Here is a 21,576-nt window from a genome sequence, read left to right as displayed (position 1 = left end):
ACTCAAGATTTACCGTCCATTCATACTTGCCATTAAGGTAAGATAACATTATCTATCTTCCAATGCGTCAGCCCATGCCGAGACAGTCGAACATCGACATTCTTGCTTTGCACGCTTGTCTTTACAGAAAAGCAGTTGATTCCACAGTAGCCAAGCTGATGATTTTTATCATTATTCTGATCGACATCTGTCACTTGGTTTGGCTCGCTATTATCCAATGACTGCCACGCATCGCCCAATACGGCCAAATCAGCAATGCTGGCATCAGTTGCCTGTATCTCGCCCTTGCTTAGACGAATGGCATTATCGTATGTGATGACATTGTCAATACTACCATCGATTATAGTCTTAGCTAGATTGTTAAGTTTTTCTTGATTAATTCCTAGAAATTCAAGCTCTTTTGGCACTTCTTGAGCAAGGTTATCCGCCTTGGTATAAAGCTGTGTTTTTAGATTGCTGCGCAGAGTATCAAAATCCACCGCCTGCACAATGGGCAGATAATCACCTCTCTCATAAGCCTGATTGAGCTGATAAAGTCGATAATACGGTGACACGCCCGCGATGATCAAGACAATAACGAGCAGAAAAAGGCTTATTTTTAGGGCAGTTTTCATAAACAAATCCAAAATGACAATGAATGCATTATTTTGCCATAAATTGGTGAAAGCTTTGGAAAAATTTGCGATTTTTCAGCGCTTTTAACTTGATAAATAAGGCAAAACCACCATAAAAGGCAAAACTATTTTGACACTGTGGAATTAATATGAGCAGAGATTTTTATACCGTTTTGGGTGTGGACAAGTCAGCTGACGAAAAAGAAATCAAAAAAGCCTACCGCCGCTTGGCGATGAAGTACCACCCTGACAAAAATCCAGACGACCCAAGCGCTGAAGAGAAATTCAAAGAAGCGACAATGGCTTATGAAGTGCTCTCCGACGCCCAAAAACGCGCCAGCTATGATCGCATGGGGCATGATGCTTTTGAACAAGGCATGAATAATGGCGGATTCGGCGGTGCTGGTGGCTTCCATGGCGACTTTGGCGATATCTTTGGTGACATCTTTGGTCAGGCATTCGGCGGCAGTGCTGGTGGCGGATTTGGCGACTTCTTTGGTGGCTCTCGCTCATCACGCGCTCGTGCCAGCAAGGGTGCCGACTTACTTTATCGCCTAAGCCTAACCCTAAAAGAGGCTGTCAAAGGCTGCAAAAAAGAGATTCAATTTAGCTCATCAGTCAGCTGTGGCACCTGCAACGGCAAAGGCGCGAAGTCAGACGCTGACATCACAACCTGTAGCACCTGTCATGGGCAAGGTCAGGTTCGCATGCAGCAAGGCTTCTTTGTCATGCAGCAGACTTGCCCAGACTGTCATGGCACTGGCAAGACCATCAAAAACCCTTGCCCAGACTGTCACGGCGAAGGCAAACAACAAAAATCTCAAACCCTAGAAGTCTCCATCCCTGCCGGTGTGGACGATGGCGACCGCGTGCGCCTATCAGGCAAAGGCGAAGCGGGTGATGCAGGCATGCCAAATGGCGATCTGTATGTAGAGATCCATGTCAAACCGCACGAGATCTTCACACGTAACGGTGCCGATCTACACATGGATGTTCCTGTGGATATCGCCACCGCTGCCATTGGCGATGAAGTTGAAGTACCTACTTTGGATGGTCGCCTCAAGATCAAAGTCTCTGAAGGCACTCAAAATGGCAAACTGCTGCGCGTGCGTGGCAAAGGCGTGACCACGGTTCGTGGCGGAATGCAAGGTGATCTGATCTGTCGCATCATCGTCGAGACACCAACCAACCTGACCCAAGAACAAAAAGAGCTACTGCGTCGATTCCAAGCCAGCCTTGGTAAAGACAATCAAGCCTCTGCCAAGAAAAAAGGCTTTTTTGACAAAATCAAAGACGACGTAAAAGACCTTTTTGATTAATCAAACACGCCCAAAAAGCACGGTAAATCATTGCCGTGCTTTTTGCATTTTCATTTGTGAAATTTTTGGGTATAATCAAAGTGAATTCACAAACTTTTAATTGGCAATAAGGGATCATCATGAGCAACATCAACATCGGTATCATGGGCGCATCAGGTCGCATGGGCAGAATGCTATTACAAGCCACGCTGGATAATCCACATACCACCCTCAAAGGCGCATTCGTGCGCAGTGTCTCGAGCCTTATCGGTGTGGATGCAGGCGAATTTATCGGCACTGACAAAAATGGCATCGCATTATCGACGTTAGATGTCGCAGAATTGGGTGCGCTGATTGATTTTAGTCTACCAGAAGCGCTTGATGAAGTGCTGGCGCAATGCGTCATCAATAAAGTTGCGCTGGTGATGGGCGTAACAGGCTTATCCGAAGATCAAGAAGCCAAGCTAAAAGAAGCCAGTCAATTCATCCCGATCGTCTATGCGGGCAACTTCTCCACTGGCGTGAATTTGAGCCTAAATCTTCTTGCTACCACCGCCAAGGTGCTTGGTATGGATGCGGATGTTGAGATTATCGAGCATCACCACAAGCACAAGATTGATGCGCCATCAGGCACCGCCCTTATGATAGCAAAATCTGTCGCCGATGCCCGCAATCAAAGCCTAAAAACAGCGCTCGTACACGGAAGACAAGGTGAATCTAAGCGCACCGCAGGTGAAATCGGCATACATGCGATTCGTGGTGGCGAGATCGTGGGTGAGCATACGGTTGAATTTATCATGAATGGCGAGATCATCGAGATCACCCATAAGGCGATGAGCCGCATGACCTTTGCAGCTGGTGCTGTCCGTGCTGCCGTATGGGCAAGCAGTCAGCCTGCTGGACTGTACGACATGCAGGATGTGCTAGGTCTAAAGGCTTAAATTAAGTCAAATAAAAAAGCGTTCTCGATGAACGCTTTTTTATGATTCCAATTACTTCTTACCCGATAATTCAATTACCCAAACCTCCGACTGCGAACCAAGCCTAAAAGGAATCCCCCAAAAGCCATAGCCTGACGATACGATGACGTGCGTATTGTTAATTTCTTTATGTCCGTAGCTGACTCGATTGAGCATTTTTACGATGAAGTTTGCAGGGAAAATCTGACCATTATGCGTGTGTCCCGACACCTGTACATCGATGGGCAGTTGCACATTCTCATCAACCTGACTTGGGCGATGATCCAATAGGATGACAGGATACTCTTGGGCTTCTTGGGGTAGTTCTGCCAATAGCTGCTCGGTTGTTTTTCTGTCTGTCTTATGATCATCAAAGCGACCAATCAGGGACAACAGCACACCTCCTGCATTGATGACAGCCACCTGATCATCCAATAATACCGCACCTGTGGCACGTACTGCTTCGGCAATGGCGCGACGAGATGACACATCGTACAGGTCGTGATTGCCAAGACTTGCCACCACACCGCTACTGGCAGCAGAGACCACGGAACCAAAGGCGGGACGCATGTTTTGCGCTTCATACACATGGGTATCATCATCCATGATATCCCCTGGCATTAGGAGTAGTTCGGCACGTTCTTGCTTTAGAATATTCGCCAACTGCTCAAGCTGATTCACCCCGAACATTCTTCCTAGGTGCAGATCGGACGCCAATGCCAGACGCACAGGATGGGCCATTGGCTTATCAATTTGTATTGATAGATGGCGCACCGTCGGCGTATAGGCATTATAAAGCGACATGCCAATCAGCCCAACAAAACCGCACAGCGCAGCCGCTCGAATGCCCACATCATAAACTTGCGCATTTGCAAGGCTTAGCTTCTGGCATAATACATTAATCACACAAATCACGACAATGGTCAGCACACCAAGCCAAAGCACCGATAAATAACCCAGCGCAATGCGAAATTGCCCAAGGAATAACATCGCCAAAAATAGATTGCTCACCACCAAGGTGACAATCACCACCCACGTTCGCGCATTAGGCAGCCAAGGCTGGATCAACCAAAATATCCCACGACCCACCGTAAAGGCACACAGTTGAAACAAAGCAACCGTGATTAACATAAATACAAGACGCATCAGCCTTCCCCAAAAAATCTTAGGGCTTGATTCGCCACAAAATCCAAATCAAACGTGCGCGTGGCATAATCATAACCCACAAAGCCGATGTGCCCGCCATAGGCTGTATCGAGCAATCTCACATCCTCTGACACATCGCCCGCCTCTGCCGTCACACCCAAAAACGGATCATCTTTGGCGGTGATAATTAAGGTTGGCTTATTAATTGATCTAAGATAAGGCAATGCAGATGCTTGACGGTAGTAGTCATTCTTAGAATGAAATCCGTGCCTTGGTGCGGTGAATACATTATCAAAATCACCCATTCGTTTGGCAGCTTTTAATGCGGTAATTTCTGCATCAGTCAAGCGATTCTCTAAGGCTTTTTTGATGATCGGATTTAATAAATATGGGGTATAAATTCTTTTGCCAAGCAATCGCTCCATGGCGATGGATGCACTTGCCAGATCCACCGGCGCAGAGACCACGACCGCACGTTGGCAGATGGCGTCGTGACCATATTCACCCATGTATTTGGCCAATGCATTACCGCCCAACGACACGCCGATGGCATAGATTTTTTGATATTCTTTGTTTAGATTTGTTAAATAATGATGCACTTCGGCCGTGTCGCCTGCATTATAAAACACCCTGCCAGAGACCGCCACACCGCCACAGGAACGAAAATGCGCCACCACGAAATGAAACCCCGTTGCCTGCACATTTTTGGCAAGTGTTTTGGCGTAGTGGCTTTGGCTTGAGCCTTCCATGCCATGAAATAAAACCACAATCGGCGTGGTTAATCGACCATCTTCGCCACGTTTATCATCCATCGGCAGAAAGTCAAAAGCCACATCACTCTCATCAAGAGAGTCCTTTAATAGCTTGCGCTGATAATTTGGCGTAAATTTCACCAGATAACGCGGCAAAATTGTCTGCAAATGTGGATTTTTTAGCCACAGCGGCGGCAAAAATTGATTCTCTTTCATGACGCTCTCTCATTTTTATTCATTATTTCTTATCTTAATTACAAACCAAACGGGCTCACCTTTAATCATCAGCTTAATTTTTGCACCATCGCTCAGTCCCTCCGGCAAGCTTGCACGCACCATCTGCCCATGATAATTAAAATAAATATCGCCACCTTGGCTGGCAATCTTGGCATCCATGGCAATGATTGGCATCTGATTGGTTGCGATTTTGGACAGCTGATTGATTTTCATCAGCAAGGTTTTGGCATTTTTTAGGAGCTGGCCGTCGTTCTTTTGTAGTTGTGTTTGAGCAAAGTTAGACAAAGCTCGCGCATGACACTCAAATTTTCTAAGCCCAGTCATGATGGTCTGCGATGATCGGATGCGTGTCATGGCCTTGGCAGTCACCTGCCCCATTGCACTAAAATGCACGGCGTGAATCACGTCATATTTGGCGCGTTTTTGGGTGTCTTTTAAGGTGGCATAAGCCTCATTAATCAGCACAATCTGGGCAGGATCACCCTGTCTGTCAGGATGATGGATGAGCGCAAGCCTACGGTAGGCACGCTTAATCTCGGGCAGACTTGCCGACTTAGAGACACCAAGCACCAGATAATAATCAACCAAATCAGACTGCCTTGACATCAGATCTCCAAAGACGCTTCTAGATTCTCAAGCTCATCCATCGCCATAAGTAACGACTCTTCAACTTCTGCCAGCTGTTTTTGGGCGTCGGTTTGCTCAGCTAACAACGCCAACAGCTTATCTTTATTCGCATCGTCATACAGACTTTGATCTGACAATTGCGCCTCGATATTTGCCAAATTTTCGCTGTGTTTTACTAGCTGCTTTTCGAGCTTGTCAATCTGTTTGCGCAGCGGTGCGGTTTTATTGCGATATTGGGCGGCAAGCTTGCGCTTTTCTTCCTTTGACAGCTCTTTGGTATCGTTGAGAGGCTTACTCTCAGAGACAGCGTTGCTACGCGCTTGTCTTTTAAGACGGGCTTGTTTTAGATGCTCGGCATAGTCTGCCATGTCGCCTGTAAATTCATCAGCGCGACCATTTGCCACCAAGATTAAGCTATCACACACCGATGTAATCAATCCACGATCATGCGATACCAAAATCAGCGCACCCTCAAAGTTCTGCAAGGCGAGCATCAGCGCATTTCGTATTTGTAAATCAAGATGGTTCGTCGGCTCATCAAACACCAACACATTAGGGCGCTGCCACACAATGAGCGCCAATGTCAGTCGTGCACGCTCACCACCTGAGAACAGACAGCATTCCGTGTCAATCTTATCACCACGAAAATCAAAACTCCCCAAAAATGCGCGCAAATCTGCATCCGAAGTCGCACCTGCCAAACGCCTTAACATGACCATCGGCGTAGCATTATCATCTAATGAATCCATCTGATGCTGATTAAAATAGCCAAGCTTTAAGGTTTCGGATACTTTATGCTTACCATCTATGAGCGGCAATCCACCCACCAAAGCCTTAATCAGGGTTGATTTGCCCGCACCATTCGCCCCGAGAATACCAAGCCGAACATCGGGGGTAATCTGCAGATTAACCTTGGTAATCAGCGCTTTATTATCATAGCCAATCGATGCATTCTCAAGACTAATCAATGGGCTTGCCATATGGCTGGGCGGATAAAACTGGAAGCTAAATGCGCTGTCCGCCATCACAGGCGCCAGCTCAGTCATACGCGATAGTTGCTTAATACGACTCTGAGCCTGTTTTGCCTTGGTTGCTTTCGCACGAAAACGGCGAATATAATCTTCTAAATGCGCCCGAGTTGCTTGCTGTTTTTCAAAGGCTTGTTGCTGCTGTGCTAGCCTTTCGCTGCGCGTACGGACAAATTGACTGTAGTTGCCTGCATATAGTGTGATCTTACCATGTTCAATGTGTAAAATATGCCCACAAACCACATCCAAAAATTCCTGATCGTGACTGATCAGCATGATAAGTCCATCGAATTTCGACAGCCATTCTTCGAGCCACAAGATCGCATCCAAATCTAAGTGGTTGGTCGGCTCATCCAGCAGCAGCACATCGGCCCTGTGCATGAGTGTGCGAGCCAGGTTAAGCCTCATTCGCCAGCCACCAGAGAATGTCGCTACTGCACGCTTATGCTCATCTTCACTAAAACCGAGCCCAGATAAGATCTGCGCCGCCTTGGTTGGCGTACGAAAACCATCAATTTCCTCAAAACGCCCATAAATCGGCGCAATCTCACTCTCGAAAAGCTCGGCTTGGTTTTGTAGCTTTTGATTAAGCTCATACCACTCGCCATCACCAGATAATACATAATCAATGGCGCGCATCTGCGTGGCGTGCACTTCTTGCGCCATGTGAGCAATTTGCCAATTACTAGGCATTTCGATTTGACCCACATCCGTCTGATGCTCACCCAAGATGGTGGCGAACAAGGTGGATTTTCCCGTACCGTTATTACCCGTCAAACCAATTTTTTGTGGCTTGTGAAGTTGCAAATTTACTTCACTAAACAGCAATCGCCCTTCTCGGCGCACCGCCACATCTTTAAATTCAATCACGACAAATCTTCCAAGAATAAGATTTGCATATTATAGCAGACCTACCCCTTGCATAAATAAAATTTGCACCAATTATGGTATAATGACTGTAATAACAAAATAAAATCAAGAGACTACAATGAACAATGTAATGACTCTCACCGATAATGCCGCCAAAAAACTATCCAAGCTAAAAGCCGCCGAAGGCAATGATGCGCTGATGCTGCGCGTGTATGTGACAGGCGGCGGATGCTCAGGATTTTCTTATGGCTTTGATTTTGCTGAAGACATGGAGGAGGATGACGCAACCTTCCTAAATGGCGATGCAGTCTTGGTTGTTGACAGCTTAAGCTATCAATATCTGCACGGGTCAACCATCGACTATGTCGAAGGGCTAGAAGGCTCTCGCTTTGTGGTCAATAACCCCAACGCCACCACCACTTGTGGCTGCGGTTCGTCTTTTTCGATTTAATTTAATTTCATTGTATTTAAATTCAAAAAAAAACCTGCCAGCTGGCAGGTTTTTTGATCAATTTTAAAATTGATTACTTGTGCTCATCACGCAGTACGACTGGTGCGGCAGACAAGCGATAGTTGGCAGCGGCAGTGCGTGCGCCAGCGATGCTCGCCAAGAAAGTCAGTAGCGTGCTGATTAGCCAGAACAGACCTGAATACAAAGCCGCTTTGCGAGCAGTTTCTTCGGCAGTTTGTAGTGCTTGTTCCATTTTTACTCGTGCATCAGCAACTGCTTGCTCGGTGGCTGCACGGTATTCATGATAAGAAGCCAAAGTTTCTTGTTGCACTTCAACCGCCTGAGCTTGGCTTAGACCTTCAGCTTGTAGACGATTAACAAGCTCTTGACCTTTCAAAACACCCTCAACTTCGTCAGCACGCTGCTTAGCATACTGGTCAATGTTTTTCCAAGTGTCTAGATTAGTAAAATCCATCTCTACCAAATCGGCTTTAGTTTTGTTAAGCATGCCTTCTAACACATTTACTGTTGCACCGATTTGCGCTTGGTCAAAGGTGTCGTTATTTTTAGCCACCCACGCTTCGATGTCTTGACGACTGATGTTGCCAGTCGCTTTTTGGTAAAGCTCTTGGGCGCGGTCAGTAATATTGACACCATCAGAATTAGTAGCTGCTGCACCTGCTACTGTCGCTGCCGTAGAGGTTACAGCACTGACAGCACCACCGATGGCGCTCGCTGTCGTGCCAACCGCATTACCTGCTGTTCTTACGATGCCTGACACGCTGTTTATGGCAAAAAAGGAAGTGATGACCACGATGGCGGCGGCTGTCAAGATACCAGTCAATGTGGCGTCTTTTGGCAAAATGTCCGTACCATCACCAAATAATGCTTCTGGCGCTGATGCTTTGACAGCAAAAAAACCTGCCACAAAAGCGCTCAACAATGCTGTTACCGCTGCATAAATACCTGCTGCAATACCAGCACCACGCAAGTCAAGCGATAAAAATGAGCTTAGCACCAGTGCCAATGCCAGCATGATCATAGACACCACAAGACCCATTAAAAGTCCTGCAAGGATACCACGCCATGATGGGCGTCTGGCTTTTGTTGTGTAGATTGCCATAGTTAAAATCCTATACAATAAAATGAATAAAAAACAAGGGGCTGTCCTAGATAACTAACCCAAACTGCCTTTAACTAATTGTTTTAAAATGGAAATTTGAGATTTAAGGTCACTGTTATTAAAATGCCATTCGCATTCTTTAAGATAAAGCTCAAAGTGTTCTTTGGGAACACCGTTAAATTTGCGTAAATGGCGTTTTGCCTGATTCCAAAAATTCTCTATTCCGTTAATGTGATTTTGTTTTTCTGCAAAGTGCGTACTGTGATTGATTCTAAAGTGATTAAATTCACTAACATCAAGCACATCATAGCTTTTGTAGAAATCTGTGTAAACAATGCTGTCAGGCTTTACTTTTTCTCATATAATGGGCAATAAAGTGGCTGACTTTGTATTAGGTACGGCAACGGTATAAACCTTGCCATTTCGCTTTAATAAGCCAAATATCGCAGTCTTACCGCTTGCACCACGACCACACTTACCTTTGCGTGTTCCGCCAAAATAGCTCTCATCAGCTTCAACTTCGCCATCTAGCATTTCTAGGTGCTGACTGTGTTGATAGATGAGTAGGCGTAATCGGTGAAAATAGTAAGCAGCTGTTGTTTTATTTACATTAGCTAATTGAGCTGCCGTTCTTGCAGTAACACCTGCAACAAACAGCTCAATGAGTTTGTTTTGTTTGTACTGACTTAGACGACTTTTTCTCACTGGGTTATTTTAACCTAAATGGAGTTTTTAGTCATTATCTAGGACAGCCCCAAAAACAATACCACCTTAGTATTTAATGGTACATTATAAGCCATCTTTAAGCAAAATTCAGTATGGTTTTAGTAAGTTTAAAGTAATGAACTGTAACTTAAAAACCCCCTCACATTCCTGCAAGGGGGCTCAAATAAGATGCTGACGATGACCTACTCTCACATGGGCGAACCACACTACCATCGGCGCTAAGACGTTTCACTTCTGAGTTCGGGAAGGGATCAGGTGGTTCCATCTTGCTATTGTCGTCAGCGTAAAAGGATAACAACGCTATTTATGAGTCTGTTGTTTTATTTTTTACTTTAAATTTTAATTTTTAAAGTTTTAACTTTTTAAGTTAAGTTATTCAAGATTGATTCAAGCTTGTTAGGTAAAATCTTTACACTTATCTCATACTAAACCACTTGGGTGTTGTATGGTCAAGCCAAACGAGCAATTAGTATTGGTTAGCTACACATGTCACCATGCTTCCACACCCAACCTATCAACGTCGTCGTCTACAACGGCTCTTTGGGGAAATCTTATCTTGAGGTGGGCTTCCCGCTTAGATGCTTTCAGCGGTTATCCCATCCGAACATAGCTACCCGGCAATGCTTCTGGCGAAACAACCGGAACACCAGAGGTTCGTCCACTCTGGTCCTCTCGTACTAGGAGCAGATCCTCTCAAATTTCCAACGCCCACGGTAGATAGGGACCGAACTGTCTCACGACGTTCTAAACCCAGCTCGCGTACCTCTTTAAATGGCGAACAGCCATACCCTTGGGACCTGCTTCAGCCCCAGGATGAGATGAGCCGACATCGAGGTGCCAAACACCGCCGTCGATATGAACTCTTGGGCGGTATCAGCCTGTTATCCCCAGAGTACCTTTTATCCGTTGAGCGATGGCCCTTCCATACAGAACCACCGGATCACTAAGACCTACTTTCGTACCTGCTCGACTTGTGGGTCTCGCAGTTAAGCGCGCTTTTGCCTTTATACTCTTTGAACGATTTCCGACCGTTCTGAGCGCACCTTCGTACTCCTCCGTTACTCTTTAGGAGGAGACCGCCCCAGTCAAACTACCCACCATACATTGTCCTTGATATTGTTGTATCTAAGTTAGAACCCCAACATAACCAGGGTGGTATTTCAAGGATGGCTCCATGCAAACTGGCGTTCACACTTCAAAGCCTCCCACCTATCCTACACAAGTTAGGTCAAAGTTCAATGTAAAGCTGTAGTAAAGGTTCACGGGGTCTTTCCGTCTAGCCGCGGGTACACAGCATCTTCACTGCGATTTCGATTTCACTGAGTCTCTGCTGGAGACAGCGCTGCCATCATTATGCCATTCGTGCAGGTCGGAACTTACCCGACAAGGAATTTCGCTACCTTAGGACCGTTATAGTTACGGCCGCCGTTTACTGGGGCTTCGATCAAGAGCTTCGCATACGCTAACCCCATCAATTAACCTTCCAGCACCGGGCAGGCATCACACCCTATACGTCCACTTTCGTGTTTGCAGAGTGCTGTGTTTTTAATAAACAGTTGCAGCAGCCTGGTATCTGCGACTGCCAACAGCTCATAAAGCAAGTTTAATTACCGTCGGCAGCGTACCTTCTCCCGAAGTTACGGTACCATTTTGCCTAGTTCCTTCAGCAGAGTTCTCTCAAGCGCCTTAGTATTCTCTACCTGACCACCTGTGTCGGTTTCGGGTACGATTTGTTTATGACTATCGCTTAGAAGCTTTTCCTGGAAGCAGGGTATTTGCCACTTCGCCAGCAAGCTGGCTTGCTATCAGATCTCAGTAATAGCTTGGCGGATTTGCCTACCAAGCCTACCTACATCCTTTCACCTGGACAACCAACGCCAGGCTGACATAACCTTCTCCGTCCCTCCATCGCATCATAAACAAGTATTGGAATATTAACCAATTTCCCATCGACTACGCCTTTCGGCCTCGCCTTAGGGGTCGACTCACCCAGCCCCGATTAACGTTGGACTGGAACCCTTGGTCTTTCGGCGAACGGGCTTTTCACCCGTTTTGTCGTTACTCACGTCAGCATTCGCTCTTGTGATACCTCCAGCATACCTTACGATACACCTTCACAGGCTTACACAACGCTCCCCTACCACTTAATTGAAACAATTAAATCCGCAGCTTCGGCTCCTAGTTTGAGCCCCGTTACATCTTCCGCGCAGGTCGACTCGACTAGTGAGCTATTACGCTTTCTTTAAATGATGGCTGCTTCTAAGCCAACATCCTAGCTGTCTGTGCCTTCCCACATCGTTTCCCACTTAACTAGGAATTTGGGGCCTTAGCTGGCGGTCTGGGTTGTTTCCCTCTTGACGACGGACGTTAGCACCCGCCGTCTGTCTCCCGGATAGTACTCATCGGTATTCGGAGTTTGCATCGGTTTGGTAAGTCGGGATGACCCCCTAGCCGAAACAGTGCTCTACCCCCAATGGTATTCGTCCGAGGCGCTACCTAAATAGCTTTCGGGGAGAACCAGCTATCACCGAGTTTGATTAGCCTTTCACCCCTATCCACAAGTCATCCCCTGGCTTTTCAACGACAGTGGGTTCGGTCCTCCGGTGCCTGTTACGGCACTTTCAACCTGCTCATGGATAGATCACTCGGTTTCGGGTCTATACCCTGCAACTAAGACGCCCTATTAAGACTCGGTTTCCCTACGGCTCCCCTAAACGGTTAACCTTGCTACAGAATATAAGTCGCTGACCCATTATACAAAAGGTACGCCGTCACCCAACAAGTGGGCTCCGACTGCTTGTATGCACACGGTTTCAGGTTCTATTTCACTCCCCTAACAGGGGTTCTTTTCGCCTTTCCCTCACGGTACTGGTTCACTATCGGTCAGTCAGGAGTATTTAGCCTTGGAGGATGGTCCCCCCATCTTCAGACAAGATTTCACGTGTCTCGCCCTACTTAATGTGTCGCATTTGCAGTTTCGCATACAGGACTATCACCTACTATGGTTGGCTTTCCCACGCCATTTTGCTACTACAAGTTTGATCGGCTACTCCCCGTTCGCTCGCCGCTACTTGGGGAATCTCTATTGATGTCTTTTCCTCGGGGTACTGAGATGTTTCACTTCTCCCGGTTTGCCTCCTAACCAAAGGTTAGGATAGCCAACTTATGTTGGCTGGGTTTCCCCATTCAGAAATCGCCGGGTCACAGGATATTGCCACCTCACCGACGCTTATCGCAGGCTATCACGTCTTTCATCGCCTCTGACTGCCAAGGCATCCACCATGTGCACTTCATTACTTGACCATACAACCCCAAGTAGTCTTGGTGTCATAAGGGTAATGTGTAACGATTTACCTATGTTTACGCTTGATTCAGTTCTCTTTACTTTGGTTAATTATTTTGTTGGAAATAAATAATTAACCCAGACTCATATATACGTTGTTAAATAGTGATATAAACTTCGTCAGTTTATAAAGTTAAAGCATAAATAAGAAATCTTATTTAAATTGCTTATGTATGCTTTTGATGTTTAATAATGGTGGAGTTAAGGAGAGTCGAACTCCTGACCTCCTGCGTGCAAGGCAGGCGCTCTACCAACTGAGCTATAACCCCATTTGTTAATGGTGGGTCTAATAAGACTTGAACTTATGACCCCCGCGTTATCAACACGGTGCTCTAACCAACTGAGCTATAGACCCGTTTTAAACATCTTACTAAAGAACAACTTGTTGTGAATTCTTGCCAATCAGATAATATCGTTAAGGAGGTGATCCAGCCGCAGGTTCCCCTACGGCTACCTTGTTACGACTTCACCCCAGTCATCGACCCCACCGTGGTGAGCGCCCTCTTGCGTTAGGCTACCCACTTCTGGTGAGATCAACTCCCATGGTGTGACGGGCGGTGTGTACAAGGCCCGGGAACGTATTCACCGCAGCATTCTGATCTGCGATTACTAGCGATTCCGACTTCATAGAGTCGAGTTGCAGACTCTAATCCGGACTACGATTGGCTTTTTGAGATTGGCATCACATCGCTGTGTAGCAACCCTTTGTACCAACCATTGTAGCACGTGTGTAGCCCTGGTCGTAAGGGCCATGATGACTTGACGTCGTCCCCGCCTTCCTCCAGTTTGTCACTGGCAGTATCCTTAGAGTTCCCGACCGAGTCGCTGGTAACTAAGGAAAAGGGTTGCGCTCGTTGCGGGACTTAACCCAACATCTCACGACACGAGCTGACGACAGCCATGCAGCACCTGTATTCTAATTCCCGAAGGCACTCCCGCATCTCTGCAGGATTCTAGATATGTCAAGACCAGGTAAGGTTCTTCGCGTTGCATCGAATTAAACCACATGCTCCACCGCTTGTGCGGGCCCCCGTCAATTCATTTGAGTTTTAACCTTGCGGCCGTACTCCCCAGGCGGTCTACTTATTGCGTTAACTGCGTCACTAAGTCTTTAAAAGACCCAACGACTGGTAGACATCGTTTACGGCGTGGACTACCAGGGTATCTAATCCTGTTTGCTACCCACGCTTTCGCACCTCAGTGTCAGTATGATGCCAGGAAGCTGCCTTCGCCATCGGTATTCCTCCAGATCTCTACGCATTTCACCGCTACACCTGGAATTCTACTTCCCTCTCACCTACTCTAGTTGTCCAGTATCAGATGCAGTTCCTAGGTTAAGCCCAGGGATTTCACATCTGACTTAAACAACCACCTACGCGCGCTTTACGCCCAGTAATTCCGATTAACGCTCGCACCCTCTGTATTACCGCGGCTGCTGGCACAGAGTTAGCCGGTGCTTATTCTGTGGGTAACGTCAGGGCTTGTGGGTATTAACCACAAGCTTTTCCTCCCCACTTAAAGTGCTTTACAACCAAAAGGCCTTCTTCACACACGCGGCATGGCTGGATCAGGCTTTCGCCCATTGTCCAATATTCCCCACTGCTGCCTCCCGTAGGAGTCTGGGCCGTGTCTCAGTCCCAGTGTGGCTGATCATCCTCTCAGACCAGCTACAGATCGTCGCCTTGGTAGGCCTTTACCCCACCAACCAGCTAATCCGACTTAGGCTCATCTAATAGCGAGAGCTTACGCCCCCTTTCACCCGTAGGTCGTATGCGGTATTAGCCATCCTTTCGGATGGTTATCCCCCACTACTAGGCAGATTCCTAAGCATTACTCACCCGTTCGCCACTAATCATATCCAGCAAGCTGGATACTCATCGTTCGACTTGCATGTGTTAAGCCTGCCGCCAGCGTTCAATCTGAGCCATGATCAAACTCTTCAGTTTAATCTTTTTAAGATGCCTATTAAGTATCTTAGTAAACTAAGATAAGTTAGGACTTGGCTCATTTATTATATTACTAGCAAAATTTGATACTAATTAAAGTATCAGCTCATCGTGTAAATGAATTAACTTTGAGTATTTTTGTCTTAATAACTAATAAATGAATATTTATATATTATTTATTGAATTATCTTGTATTGACAAAAATCCACACAAGTTGTTCTTTAGTTTGGATTTTAAATAGTGTATTCGTCTGTCGTCCAGCGAATGAGTGCGTATTATACGCTGTTTTTACTTGGTGTCAAGCTTTTTTTTCAAAATTTTTAAAGTTTTTTTGAGATTTGTTAATTTTCGTCTCAAATTTTTTAACTTATTGAATTTAAACAAGTTTTTTATGACTTGCTGTGCTTGAGTGGTGGGTATTATACGCTGTTTTTGGGGTTTGTAAAGAGATTTTTTTAAGAATGTGGTAGAAAGTTTGTAAGTGGTTGGTTTTTATGGGGTTTTTTAGGGGGGAACAGCCCAGGTGTGGGCTGTTTTTTGTAGAATCAACATCAGCTTTTGACTGTCAGCCTTTGATTCTCTTAGTGCTGACGACTCGGCAATTTTTATAAGCGATGTTTGCGTCTGAGTCTTGTACCATCAAGCTAGACTTGTGGTAGTTGCTCAATGTCAAAGCATCGGTGCTGATGTTCCAGCTGTTCTCATCGCCAAAGTTGGTGTCCATGCTGTCTGACTCTGCTAAATTGATTGGCAAGAATCGAGTCTTACCGCCCAAACGAGCTTCGGCGAAAGTTGGCAGATTGTGCTTATTAAAGCCGAAATTAACCGTAACTCTGCCACCTGCGTTGCATTGGTAAGTTACTTGGCGAACTTTGGTTGCTGTCGCATCGGCTTGACGAGCGTCCATCGTTTGTGCGTGTGCAGTACCTGCAAAAGCCAAACCAAGGGCAAGAACTGGGGCGATTGTTTTTAGAGCTTTCATTATTGTTCCTTATAGTGACAATACACAGAATATGGAGCCTTACTGCTCCATGATGAAATTATAGGTCTAAAAAGCGAGGGTTTGTAGCACAATATGGTTAAAATTTATTGCTGCCAAGCAATATTGGACCCCAAAAATCCCTTTTTTGCAAAAAATCATTACATTTTACGACGATGATTACAATTTCTTGGAAAATTTGCTATGCTTTGACTTTTTGCGATGGCAAATCATGATGAACGAGTTTTTACAACACAAATCCTTAGACTGGGCAAACATAGACAATCAGCCTTATTTCATCGGCATGATGAGCGGCACAAGCTTAGATGCTTTGGATGCGGTCTTGTGTCGATTCGATGATGAGCGTCCTGTGGTCATTGAAAGCCATAGCGTTCGTTTTCCTGACGACCTAAAAGCCGCCCTACTGGCTCTTACTGTACCTAATGGTGTGAGCGACTACATTCAGAAAAATTGTCTTGCTTTTGAAGGCGAGCTTGATGTATTTGGCTGGGCGAGTGTGTTTTATGGTGAGTTGGCGGCATCTGTGGTGCTGGAGCTGCTTCATAAGGCAAAAGTAGAGACCGAGAGCGTCTGTGCGATTGGTTGTCATGGACAAACGGTGCGTCATCGCCCAAAATGGCATTTTAGCCTCCAATTGCTTGACCCAAACGTATTGACTGAACGCACCGGCATCGCTGTCGTCAGTGATTTTCGTCGTCGTGACATGGCGGTTGGTGGTCAAGGTGCACCACTTGCCCCCGCTTTTCATGAGGCGATTTTTAATGATTTTGATGACAAACTCACCAAAGCCGTCCTGAATCTGGGCGGTATCGCCAACATCACATTATTATCTGATGGCGAACGCGAGGTCATTGGTTTTGACACAGGCTGTGCTAATCTTCTGCTAGATGGCTGGACTAAACGCCACACCGGTGCTGATTTTGACAAAGATGGCGATTGGGCTAAGTCTGGGAAAATCATCACATCTTTATTAGAGCAGCTGTTAAGCCACCCTTTCTTCAAAAAACCTTACCCAAAAAGCACGGGGCGTGAAGAGTTTAACTTAGAATGGCTGGATGCAGAATTAGCTAAGTTCGATGCACAGCATGGCAGTGACTACACACCACAAGATGTGCAGGCGACTCTGATCGATCTGACTGCTGTAAGCGTCGCTGATGCATTAACTCAAGTCTCAGCCGATGACGGTGAATTATTCGTCTGCGGTGGCGGCGCGTTAAATGACTACCTCATGACGCGTCTGTCACATCATCTGCCTGCTTGGCAAGTTCAATCAACTGACGCACTTGGTTTCCCGCCGACATTAGTAGAGAGCTTGGCTTTTGCTTGGCTTGCTCGTCAGACCATGCTATCACAAGTAGGTAACTTACCAAGCGTTACAGGGGCGGATAGATCCGTCGTACTAGGGCAGGTGTGCTTTCCTTAAATAAATCCGCCCACAAAAAACCGCAAATCAATGCGGTTTTTTTATTGAAATAAATTATTCAGCTTCACAAGATACTTCGGCAGGGACACCGTGAATATTCTTATAAGCGAATGCCGCTACATCGCCTTTTTGATGCCATTCACCACCATAGCCGAAGATGCCATTTTGTGAAACATAGCGCTCGCCTGATCCAGAAGTATCTAGCGTCAGCGTCGTGGTTGTGCCTTCTAACGTCAACTGGGCTTGGTTGTCATTAATATAAGTCAGCTTTGGCGTCATGCCATTTGCACAGATGAAGTTCGAAGAATGTACTTGATAAGTGCTTGAAGTCGATACTTTAACATCGCTGACATTATTAGTGGTACAACCTGCCAATGCCAAAGCAATAACTGAAATTACTGGCATCATGATTTTCATGGGAAATCTCCAAAAATAAAACAAAGTTAAAAATTTATGATATGTTATAAATTAATCATAAGCAAAAATCATAGTAAGCGCAAGTGGTAAATTATATATTTTGTGTTTATAAAATATACATAATCGCCATAGCTGGCAGGCAAAGCAACACAAATCAAGAAAAATACAGTTGTGAACTTTTCATCCTGAAAAAATCATGTTAAGATAGCTTAATTTGTAACAAAAAATAAATGTGCGCTCGCACAAATTGACGGATGATACCATGACTCAAAAACCCATTCACCATCAAAGACCAGACCATGAACGCGTTGTCATTACAGGCATGGGCGCCATCACACCTGTAGGTAACGACCTTGCAACCATTTGGGAGAATTTAACCAATGGCAAAAGCGGCATTACCAAGATTGAGAGTTTTGGTAATGACATTGATGTAGCTGAATTTCGCTCACAAATCGCAGGTCTTGTTAAAGATTTCGATGCCAAAAACTACCTAAACCCAAAAGAAGTTCGTCGCTATGATGAATTCATACATTATGCGCAAGTGGCAGCCGCACAAGCTCTACATCACGCAGGTCTGATTGATGACATCAAAGGCGACAGTTTGCCGATTAATATTGATGGTGAACGATTTGGCGTGGTGATGGGTTCAGGCATTGGCGGCATCGGAACCATTGAGAGCAGTCGAGACACCCTAAAAGCCCATGGCGCAAAGAAAGTCTCGCCGTTCATCATCCCAGGCGCCATCGTGAACATGCCTGCAGGTCTAATCGCCATCCGTCACGGTTTAAAAGGCGCAAACCTAGCCACAGCCACAGCCTGCACCACATCGACTCACGCCATCGGACTTGGTGCTCGACTCATCGCTTATGGCGACTTGGATGCGGTACTAGTCGGAGGTAGCGAGAAAGCGTCTACACCGCTGGGCATGTCAGGCTTTGGCGCGATGCATGCCCTATCGACACGTAATGATGAACCCACACGTGCAAGCCGACCCTTCGATACAGATCGTGACGGCTTCGTTCTGGGTGATGGCGCTGGCGCTCTAGTGCTTGAAAGCTTAGCTCACGCCAAAGCTCGTGGCGCAACCATCTTGGCTGAATTGGTAGGATTTGGCATGAGCGATGACGCAAGTCACATCACTGCCCCGCCAGAAGATGGTGAAGGTGCGCGCCGCGCGATACAAAATGCGCTACGTGATGCAGGTCTAGATGCCGACCAAGTCGGCTACGTCAACGCACATGGCACAAGCACACCAGCAGGCGATGTCGCCGAGAGCTGTGCGATTCAGAGTTTATTCGGTGATGACATTCTGGTGAGCTCAACCAAGTCAATGACAGGTCACCTACTGGGCGCAGCGGGAGCGATCGAAGCGATCTTCACTGTGCTCGCTCTACAGAACCAAACGCTGCCCCCAACCATCAACCTAGACAACCCTGATGAGCGTTGCACGCTAGACTACATCGCTCATACCGCTCGTAAGGTGGATAATGTTAATTATGCCATCTCGAACAGCTTTGGCTTTGGTGGTACGAATGGCAGCTTGGTATTTGGTCGTTGGCAAGACTAAACCAATCCCATTAAAAAGCACGCTTTGATAAGCGTGCTTTTTTGTTTCACGTGGAACATAATACATCAAAGATGGATTAGATTTGCCAATTGACAAAATTAGATAGTAATTGCAATCCTGCTTCATGGCTTTTTTCAGGATGGAACTGAGTGATGAACAGATTATCCTTAATGACGCTCGCACAGAACTCCACGCCATAATCACACGTCGCCACGATGATGCCGTCATTGCGCGCATCTGTCATGTCGGGCTTGCAGTAATAGCTGTGGGTAAAATAAAAATGCTTATTCGCGCAGCCCTGCCATAGCATATGATCGGTGTCAGTCTTCACCACGTTCCAACCAACATGCGGAATCTTGATGGGCTGATTATTATCTACCCAAGATTCATCGAAACGCTCTACACCACCTGCAATCTCGCCCAAACATTCTACTCGACCACCTTCGGTAGAATAGTCGAACATCGCCTGCATGCCAACACAGATTGCCATCACAGGCTTGTCCTTCAAGGCTTGCTTGACAGCGACATCCACGCCTGCCGCTCTCATGTGGTGCATCGCATCACCGATCGCGCCAACACCTGGCAGCAGCACCTTGTCAGCAGCAGCGACTTTATCAGGCTCATTGGTGATGATGACGTCAGCACCGACGGTTTTTAGGGCATTGGCGACAGAATATAAATTGCCGACGCCATAATCCAATAATGCAATTTTCATAATACAATCAAAACCTTATAGTACATTCTTCGTCGATGGTAGCACACCGCCTGCGCGCTCATCGATCTCACACGCCATACGCAGTGCACGCGCCAACGCCTTAAATACACTCTCAATCTGATGGTGGCTGTTTTTGCCTTTTAGGTTGTCGATGTGCAGCGTGATGGCAGCATTATTCACCAGTCCATAAAAGAATTCGCTGAACAAATCCACATCAAGCTTACCCACATATGCGCGCGTAAATGGCACGTCCATGTGAAGGCTTGGGCGACCTGAGATGTCCACCACCACACGGCTTAGGCTCTCATCAAGCGGCGCATAAAAATGCCCATAACGGCGGATGCCTTTTTTGTCGCCAAGTGCAATCTTTAGCGCCTGACCAAGCGCAATACCAACATCTTCAACACTGTGATGATCATCAATGTACGTATCGCCCGTACATTTGATCTCAAGGTCGAACAGTCCATGACGTGTAATCTGATCAAGCATATGATCCAAAAATGGCACGCCTGTGTCAAGCTTGCTGATGCCAGTGCCATCAATATTAATAGAAACAAAAATCTGTGTCTCGGCAGTATTTCGGCTAATCTGTGCGATACGTGGGGCGGTCATGGCTTCTCCTTGGGTTTAGCGCAGCGATTCAAAGACAAAAACACCATTTTACACAAAATTTGGTTGCTTTTGGGGAAATTTTGGCAAAAAGCCGCCCTATTTTGCATAAATTTTGCCATTAAAAGGGCTTTGAATTATAATGGTGATAAATTTAACAAAATTATGAGAAATTTATGGCAATTTTACCAATTTTGCATTATCCAGATCCACGCCTGCGCACCGTCGCCAAAGAAGTGGAAGTGATTGACAACACCATCAAAACGCTCATCGAAGACATGTTCGAGACCATGTACGACGCTCGTGGCATCGGGCTGGCTGCCACCCAGGTGGACAGACATGTTCAGGTGGTGGTCATGGATCTAGCCAAAGAAGGTGAAGAGCCACAGCCTAAAGTATATATCAATCCTAAGGTAACACCACTAACCGAAGAGCTGGCACCCTACCAAGAAGGCTGTCTGTCCATTCCTGAGGTCTATGACACCGTGGAGCGTCCTGCTCGCGTGCGCATCGAGGCCAAAGATGAGAATGGGGAAGATTTTAGTGTGGAGGCGGATGGTCTTTTGGCGGTGTGCATTCAGCACGAATTAGACCACCTAAAAGGCATCGTATTCGTTGATTATCTATCACGTCTCAAGCAAGACCGCGCTCGCGATAAAGTGCGCAAAGTCATCGCCAAAAAAGGCTAAAACACGCCAAATAAAAACCCCAAGCTCATCACTTGG

General features: G+C 46.3%; 16 protein-coding genes, 2 tRNA genes, 3 rRNA genes and 1 pseudogene. 6 read left to right on the top strand and 16 right to left on the bottom strand.

Annotated elements, in window-relative coordinates:
• Positions 1 to 32: 32 nt before the first annotated feature.
• The gene (locus DYD54_RS00160) at positions 33 to 614 is read right to left on the bottom strand and encodes a DUF2939 domain-containing protein (protein ID WP_063513260.1); all 582 of its coding nucleotides are present in this window, start codon (positions 612 to 614) and stop codon (positions 33 to 35) included.
• 149 nt (positions 615 to 763) lie between these two features.
• On the opposite strand from DYD54_RS00160, the gene dnaJ reads away from it, so the two are divergent.
• Together dnaJ and dapB are read left to right on the top strand one after the other, a co-directional pair.
• Entirely contained in the window at positions 764 to 1,933 is a 1,170-nt protein-coding gene (dnaJ, locus tag DYD54_RS00155; protein WP_063513259.1) for a molecular chaperone DnaJ, read from the top strand.
• A 119-nt stretch (positions 1,934 to 2,052) separates the two neighbouring features.
• Entirely contained in the window at positions 2,053 to 2,853 is an 801-nt protein-coding gene (gene dapB / locus DYD54_RS00150) for a 4-hydroxy-tetrahydrodipicolinate reductase (RefSeq protein ID WP_063513258.1), read from the top strand.
• A 51-nt stretch (positions 2,854 to 2,904) separates the two neighbouring features.
• Here dapB and DYD54_RS00145 read toward each other — a convergent pair whose 3' ends face one another.
• Genes DYD54_RS00145 through DYD54_RS00130 form a run of 4 tightly spaced genes read right to left on the bottom strand, consistent with a single transcriptional unit; the run spans position 2,905 to position 7,531 of the window.
• Positions 2,905 to 4,017 carry a metallophosphoesterase gene (locus DYD54_RS00145; RefSeq protein ID WP_063513257.1) on the bottom strand — a complete coding sequence of 371 codons (1,113 nt, stop codon included), beginning with the start codon at positions 4,015 to 4,017 and terminating at the stop codon, positions 2,905 to 2,907.
• On the bottom strand, positions 4,017 to 4,985 hold the full coding sequence (locus DYD54_RS00140) for a YheT family hydrolase (RefSeq protein ID WP_063513256.1): 969 nt from the start codon (positions 4,983 to 4,985) through the stop codon (positions 4,017 to 4,019). Before DYD54_RS00140 ends, DYD54_RS00145 begins: the two co-directional genes overlap by 1 nt.
• A 15-nt stretch (positions 4,986 to 5,000) precedes the next feature.
• Positions 5,001 to 5,612 carry a J domain-containing protein gene (locus tag DYD54_RS00135; protein ID WP_063513255.1) on the bottom strand — a complete coding sequence of 204 codons (612 nt, stop codon included), beginning with the start codon at positions 5,610 to 5,612 and terminating at the stop codon, positions 5,001 to 5,003.
• Positions 5,612 to 7,531: an ABC-F family ATP-binding cassette domain-containing protein gene (locus tag DYD54_RS00130; protein WP_063513254.1), complete on the bottom strand. Its 1,920-nt coding sequence runs from the start codon at positions 7,529 to 7,531 to the stop codon at positions 5,612 to 5,614. The genes DYD54_RS00135 and DYD54_RS00130 overlap by 1 nt, the downstream gene beginning before the upstream one ends.
• Positions 7,532 to 7,649: 118 nt before the next feature.
• Here DYD54_RS00130 and erpA point away from each other — a divergent pair, with 118 nt between their 5' ends.
• Positions 7,650 to 7,982, top strand: coding sequence for an iron-sulfur cluster insertion protein ErpA (gene erpA / locus DYD54_RS00125; protein WP_046695826.1), 333 nt, complete (start codon positions 7,650 to 7,652; stop codon positions 7,980 to 7,982).
• Positions 7,983 to 8,055: 73 nt separating this feature from the next.
• Here the strand turns inward: erpA and DYD54_RS00120 are convergent, their stop codons facing one another.
• From DYD54_RS00120 to DYD54_RS00085, 8 genes and pseudogenes are all read right to left on the bottom strand, one after another.
• Positions 8,056 to 9,105, bottom strand: a complete 1,050-nt coding sequence (locus DYD54_RS00120; protein WP_063513253.1) for a YrzE family protein — start codon at positions 9,103 to 9,105, stop codon at positions 8,056 to 8,058.
• A gap of 54 nt (positions 9,106 to 9,159) precedes the next feature.
• A pseudogene (locus DYD54_RS00115) lies at positions 9,160 to 9,810 on the bottom strand (IS1595 family transposase).
• A 190-nt stretch (positions 9,811 to 10,000) separates the two neighbouring features.
• Positions 10,001 to 10,114 (bottom strand): 5S ribosomal RNA (gene rrf / locus DYD54_RS00110).
• A gap of 162 nt (positions 10,115 to 10,276) precedes the next feature.
• Positions 10,277 to 13,134: ribosomal RNA gene (locus DYD54_RS00105) — 23S ribosomal RNA — on the bottom strand.
• 233 nt (positions 13,135 to 13,367) lie between these two features.
• Positions 13,368 to 13,443, bottom strand: a tRNA-Ala gene (locus DYD54_RS00100).
• 9 nt (positions 13,444 to 13,452) lie between these two features.
• Positions 13,453 to 13,529 (bottom strand) — tRNA-Ile (locus tag DYD54_RS00095).
• A 61-nt stretch (positions 13,530 to 13,590) separates the two neighbouring features.
• Positions 13,591 to 15,120, bottom strand: a 16S ribosomal RNA gene (locus DYD54_RS00090).
• The 16S, 23S and 5S rRNA genes sit together here with 2 tRNA genes alongside, the layout of an rRNA operon.
• A gap of 565 nt (positions 15,121 to 15,685) precedes the next feature.
• The gene (locus tag DYD54_RS00085) at positions 15,686 to 16,102 is read right to left on the bottom strand and encodes an ACP-like domain-containing protein (protein WP_063513250.1); all 417 of its coding nucleotides are present in this window, start codon (positions 16,100 to 16,102) and stop codon (positions 15,686 to 15,688) included.
• A gap of 232 nt (positions 16,103 to 16,334) precedes the next feature.
• Here DYD54_RS00085 and DYD54_RS00080 point away from each other — a divergent pair, with 232 nt between their 5' ends.
• Positions 16,335 to 17,543, top strand: coding sequence for an anhydro-N-acetylmuramic acid kinase (locus DYD54_RS00080; protein WP_256594016.1), 1,209 nt, complete (start codon positions 16,335 to 16,337; stop codon positions 17,541 to 17,543).
• A 54-nt stretch (positions 17,544 to 17,597) separates the two neighbouring features.
• Here DYD54_RS00080 and DYD54_RS00075 read toward each other — a convergent pair whose 3' ends face one another.
• Entirely contained in the window at positions 17,598 to 17,960 is a 363-nt protein-coding gene (locus tag DYD54_RS00075) for an MliC family protein (protein WP_063513249.1), read from the bottom strand.
• Positions 17,961 to 18,222: 262 nt separating this feature from the next.
• On the opposite strand from DYD54_RS00075, the gene fabF reads away from it, so the two are divergent.
• Positions 18,223 to 19,527, top strand: coding sequence for a beta-ketoacyl-ACP synthase II (gene fabF / locus DYD54_RS00070; protein ID WP_046695823.1), 1,305 nt, complete (start codon positions 18,223 to 18,225; stop codon positions 19,525 to 19,527).
• A 76-nt stretch (positions 19,528 to 19,603) separates the two neighbouring features.
• Here the strand turns inward: fabF and hisH are convergent, their stop codons facing one another.
• The gene (gene hisH, locus DYD54_RS00065) at positions 19,604 to 20,242 is read right to left on the bottom strand and encodes an imidazole glycerol phosphate synthase subunit HisH (RefSeq protein WP_172459586.1); all 639 of its coding nucleotides are present in this window, start codon (positions 20,240 to 20,242) and stop codon (positions 19,604 to 19,606) included.
• Positions 20,243 to 20,257: 15 nt separating this feature from the next.
• Positions 20,258 to 20,854 carry an imidazoleglycerol-phosphate dehydratase HisB gene (hisB, locus tag DYD54_RS00060; RefSeq protein WP_063513247.1) on the bottom strand — a complete coding sequence of 199 codons (597 nt, stop codon included), beginning with the start codon at positions 20,852 to 20,854 and terminating at the stop codon, positions 20,258 to 20,260.
• Positions 20,855 to 21,027: 173 nt separating this feature from the next.
• Here hisB and def point away from each other — a divergent pair, with 173 nt between their 5' ends.
• A complete protein-coding gene (gene def, locus DYD54_RS00055; RefSeq protein WP_036363750.1) occupies positions 21,028 to 21,540 on the top strand; it encodes a peptide deformylase in 513 nt (170 codons plus the stop codon).
• Positions 21,541 to 21,576 lie beyond the last annotated feature (36 nt).

The sequence above is a fragment of the Moraxella ovis genome, from assembly GCF_900453105.1.
Lineage (GTDB): Bacteria > Pseudomonadota > Gammaproteobacteria > Pseudomonadales > Moraxellaceae > Moraxella > Moraxella ovis.
The sequence above is the reverse complement of the archived record's forward strand: the minus strand, read 5'-3'. Positions and strand labels throughout refer to the sequence as shown.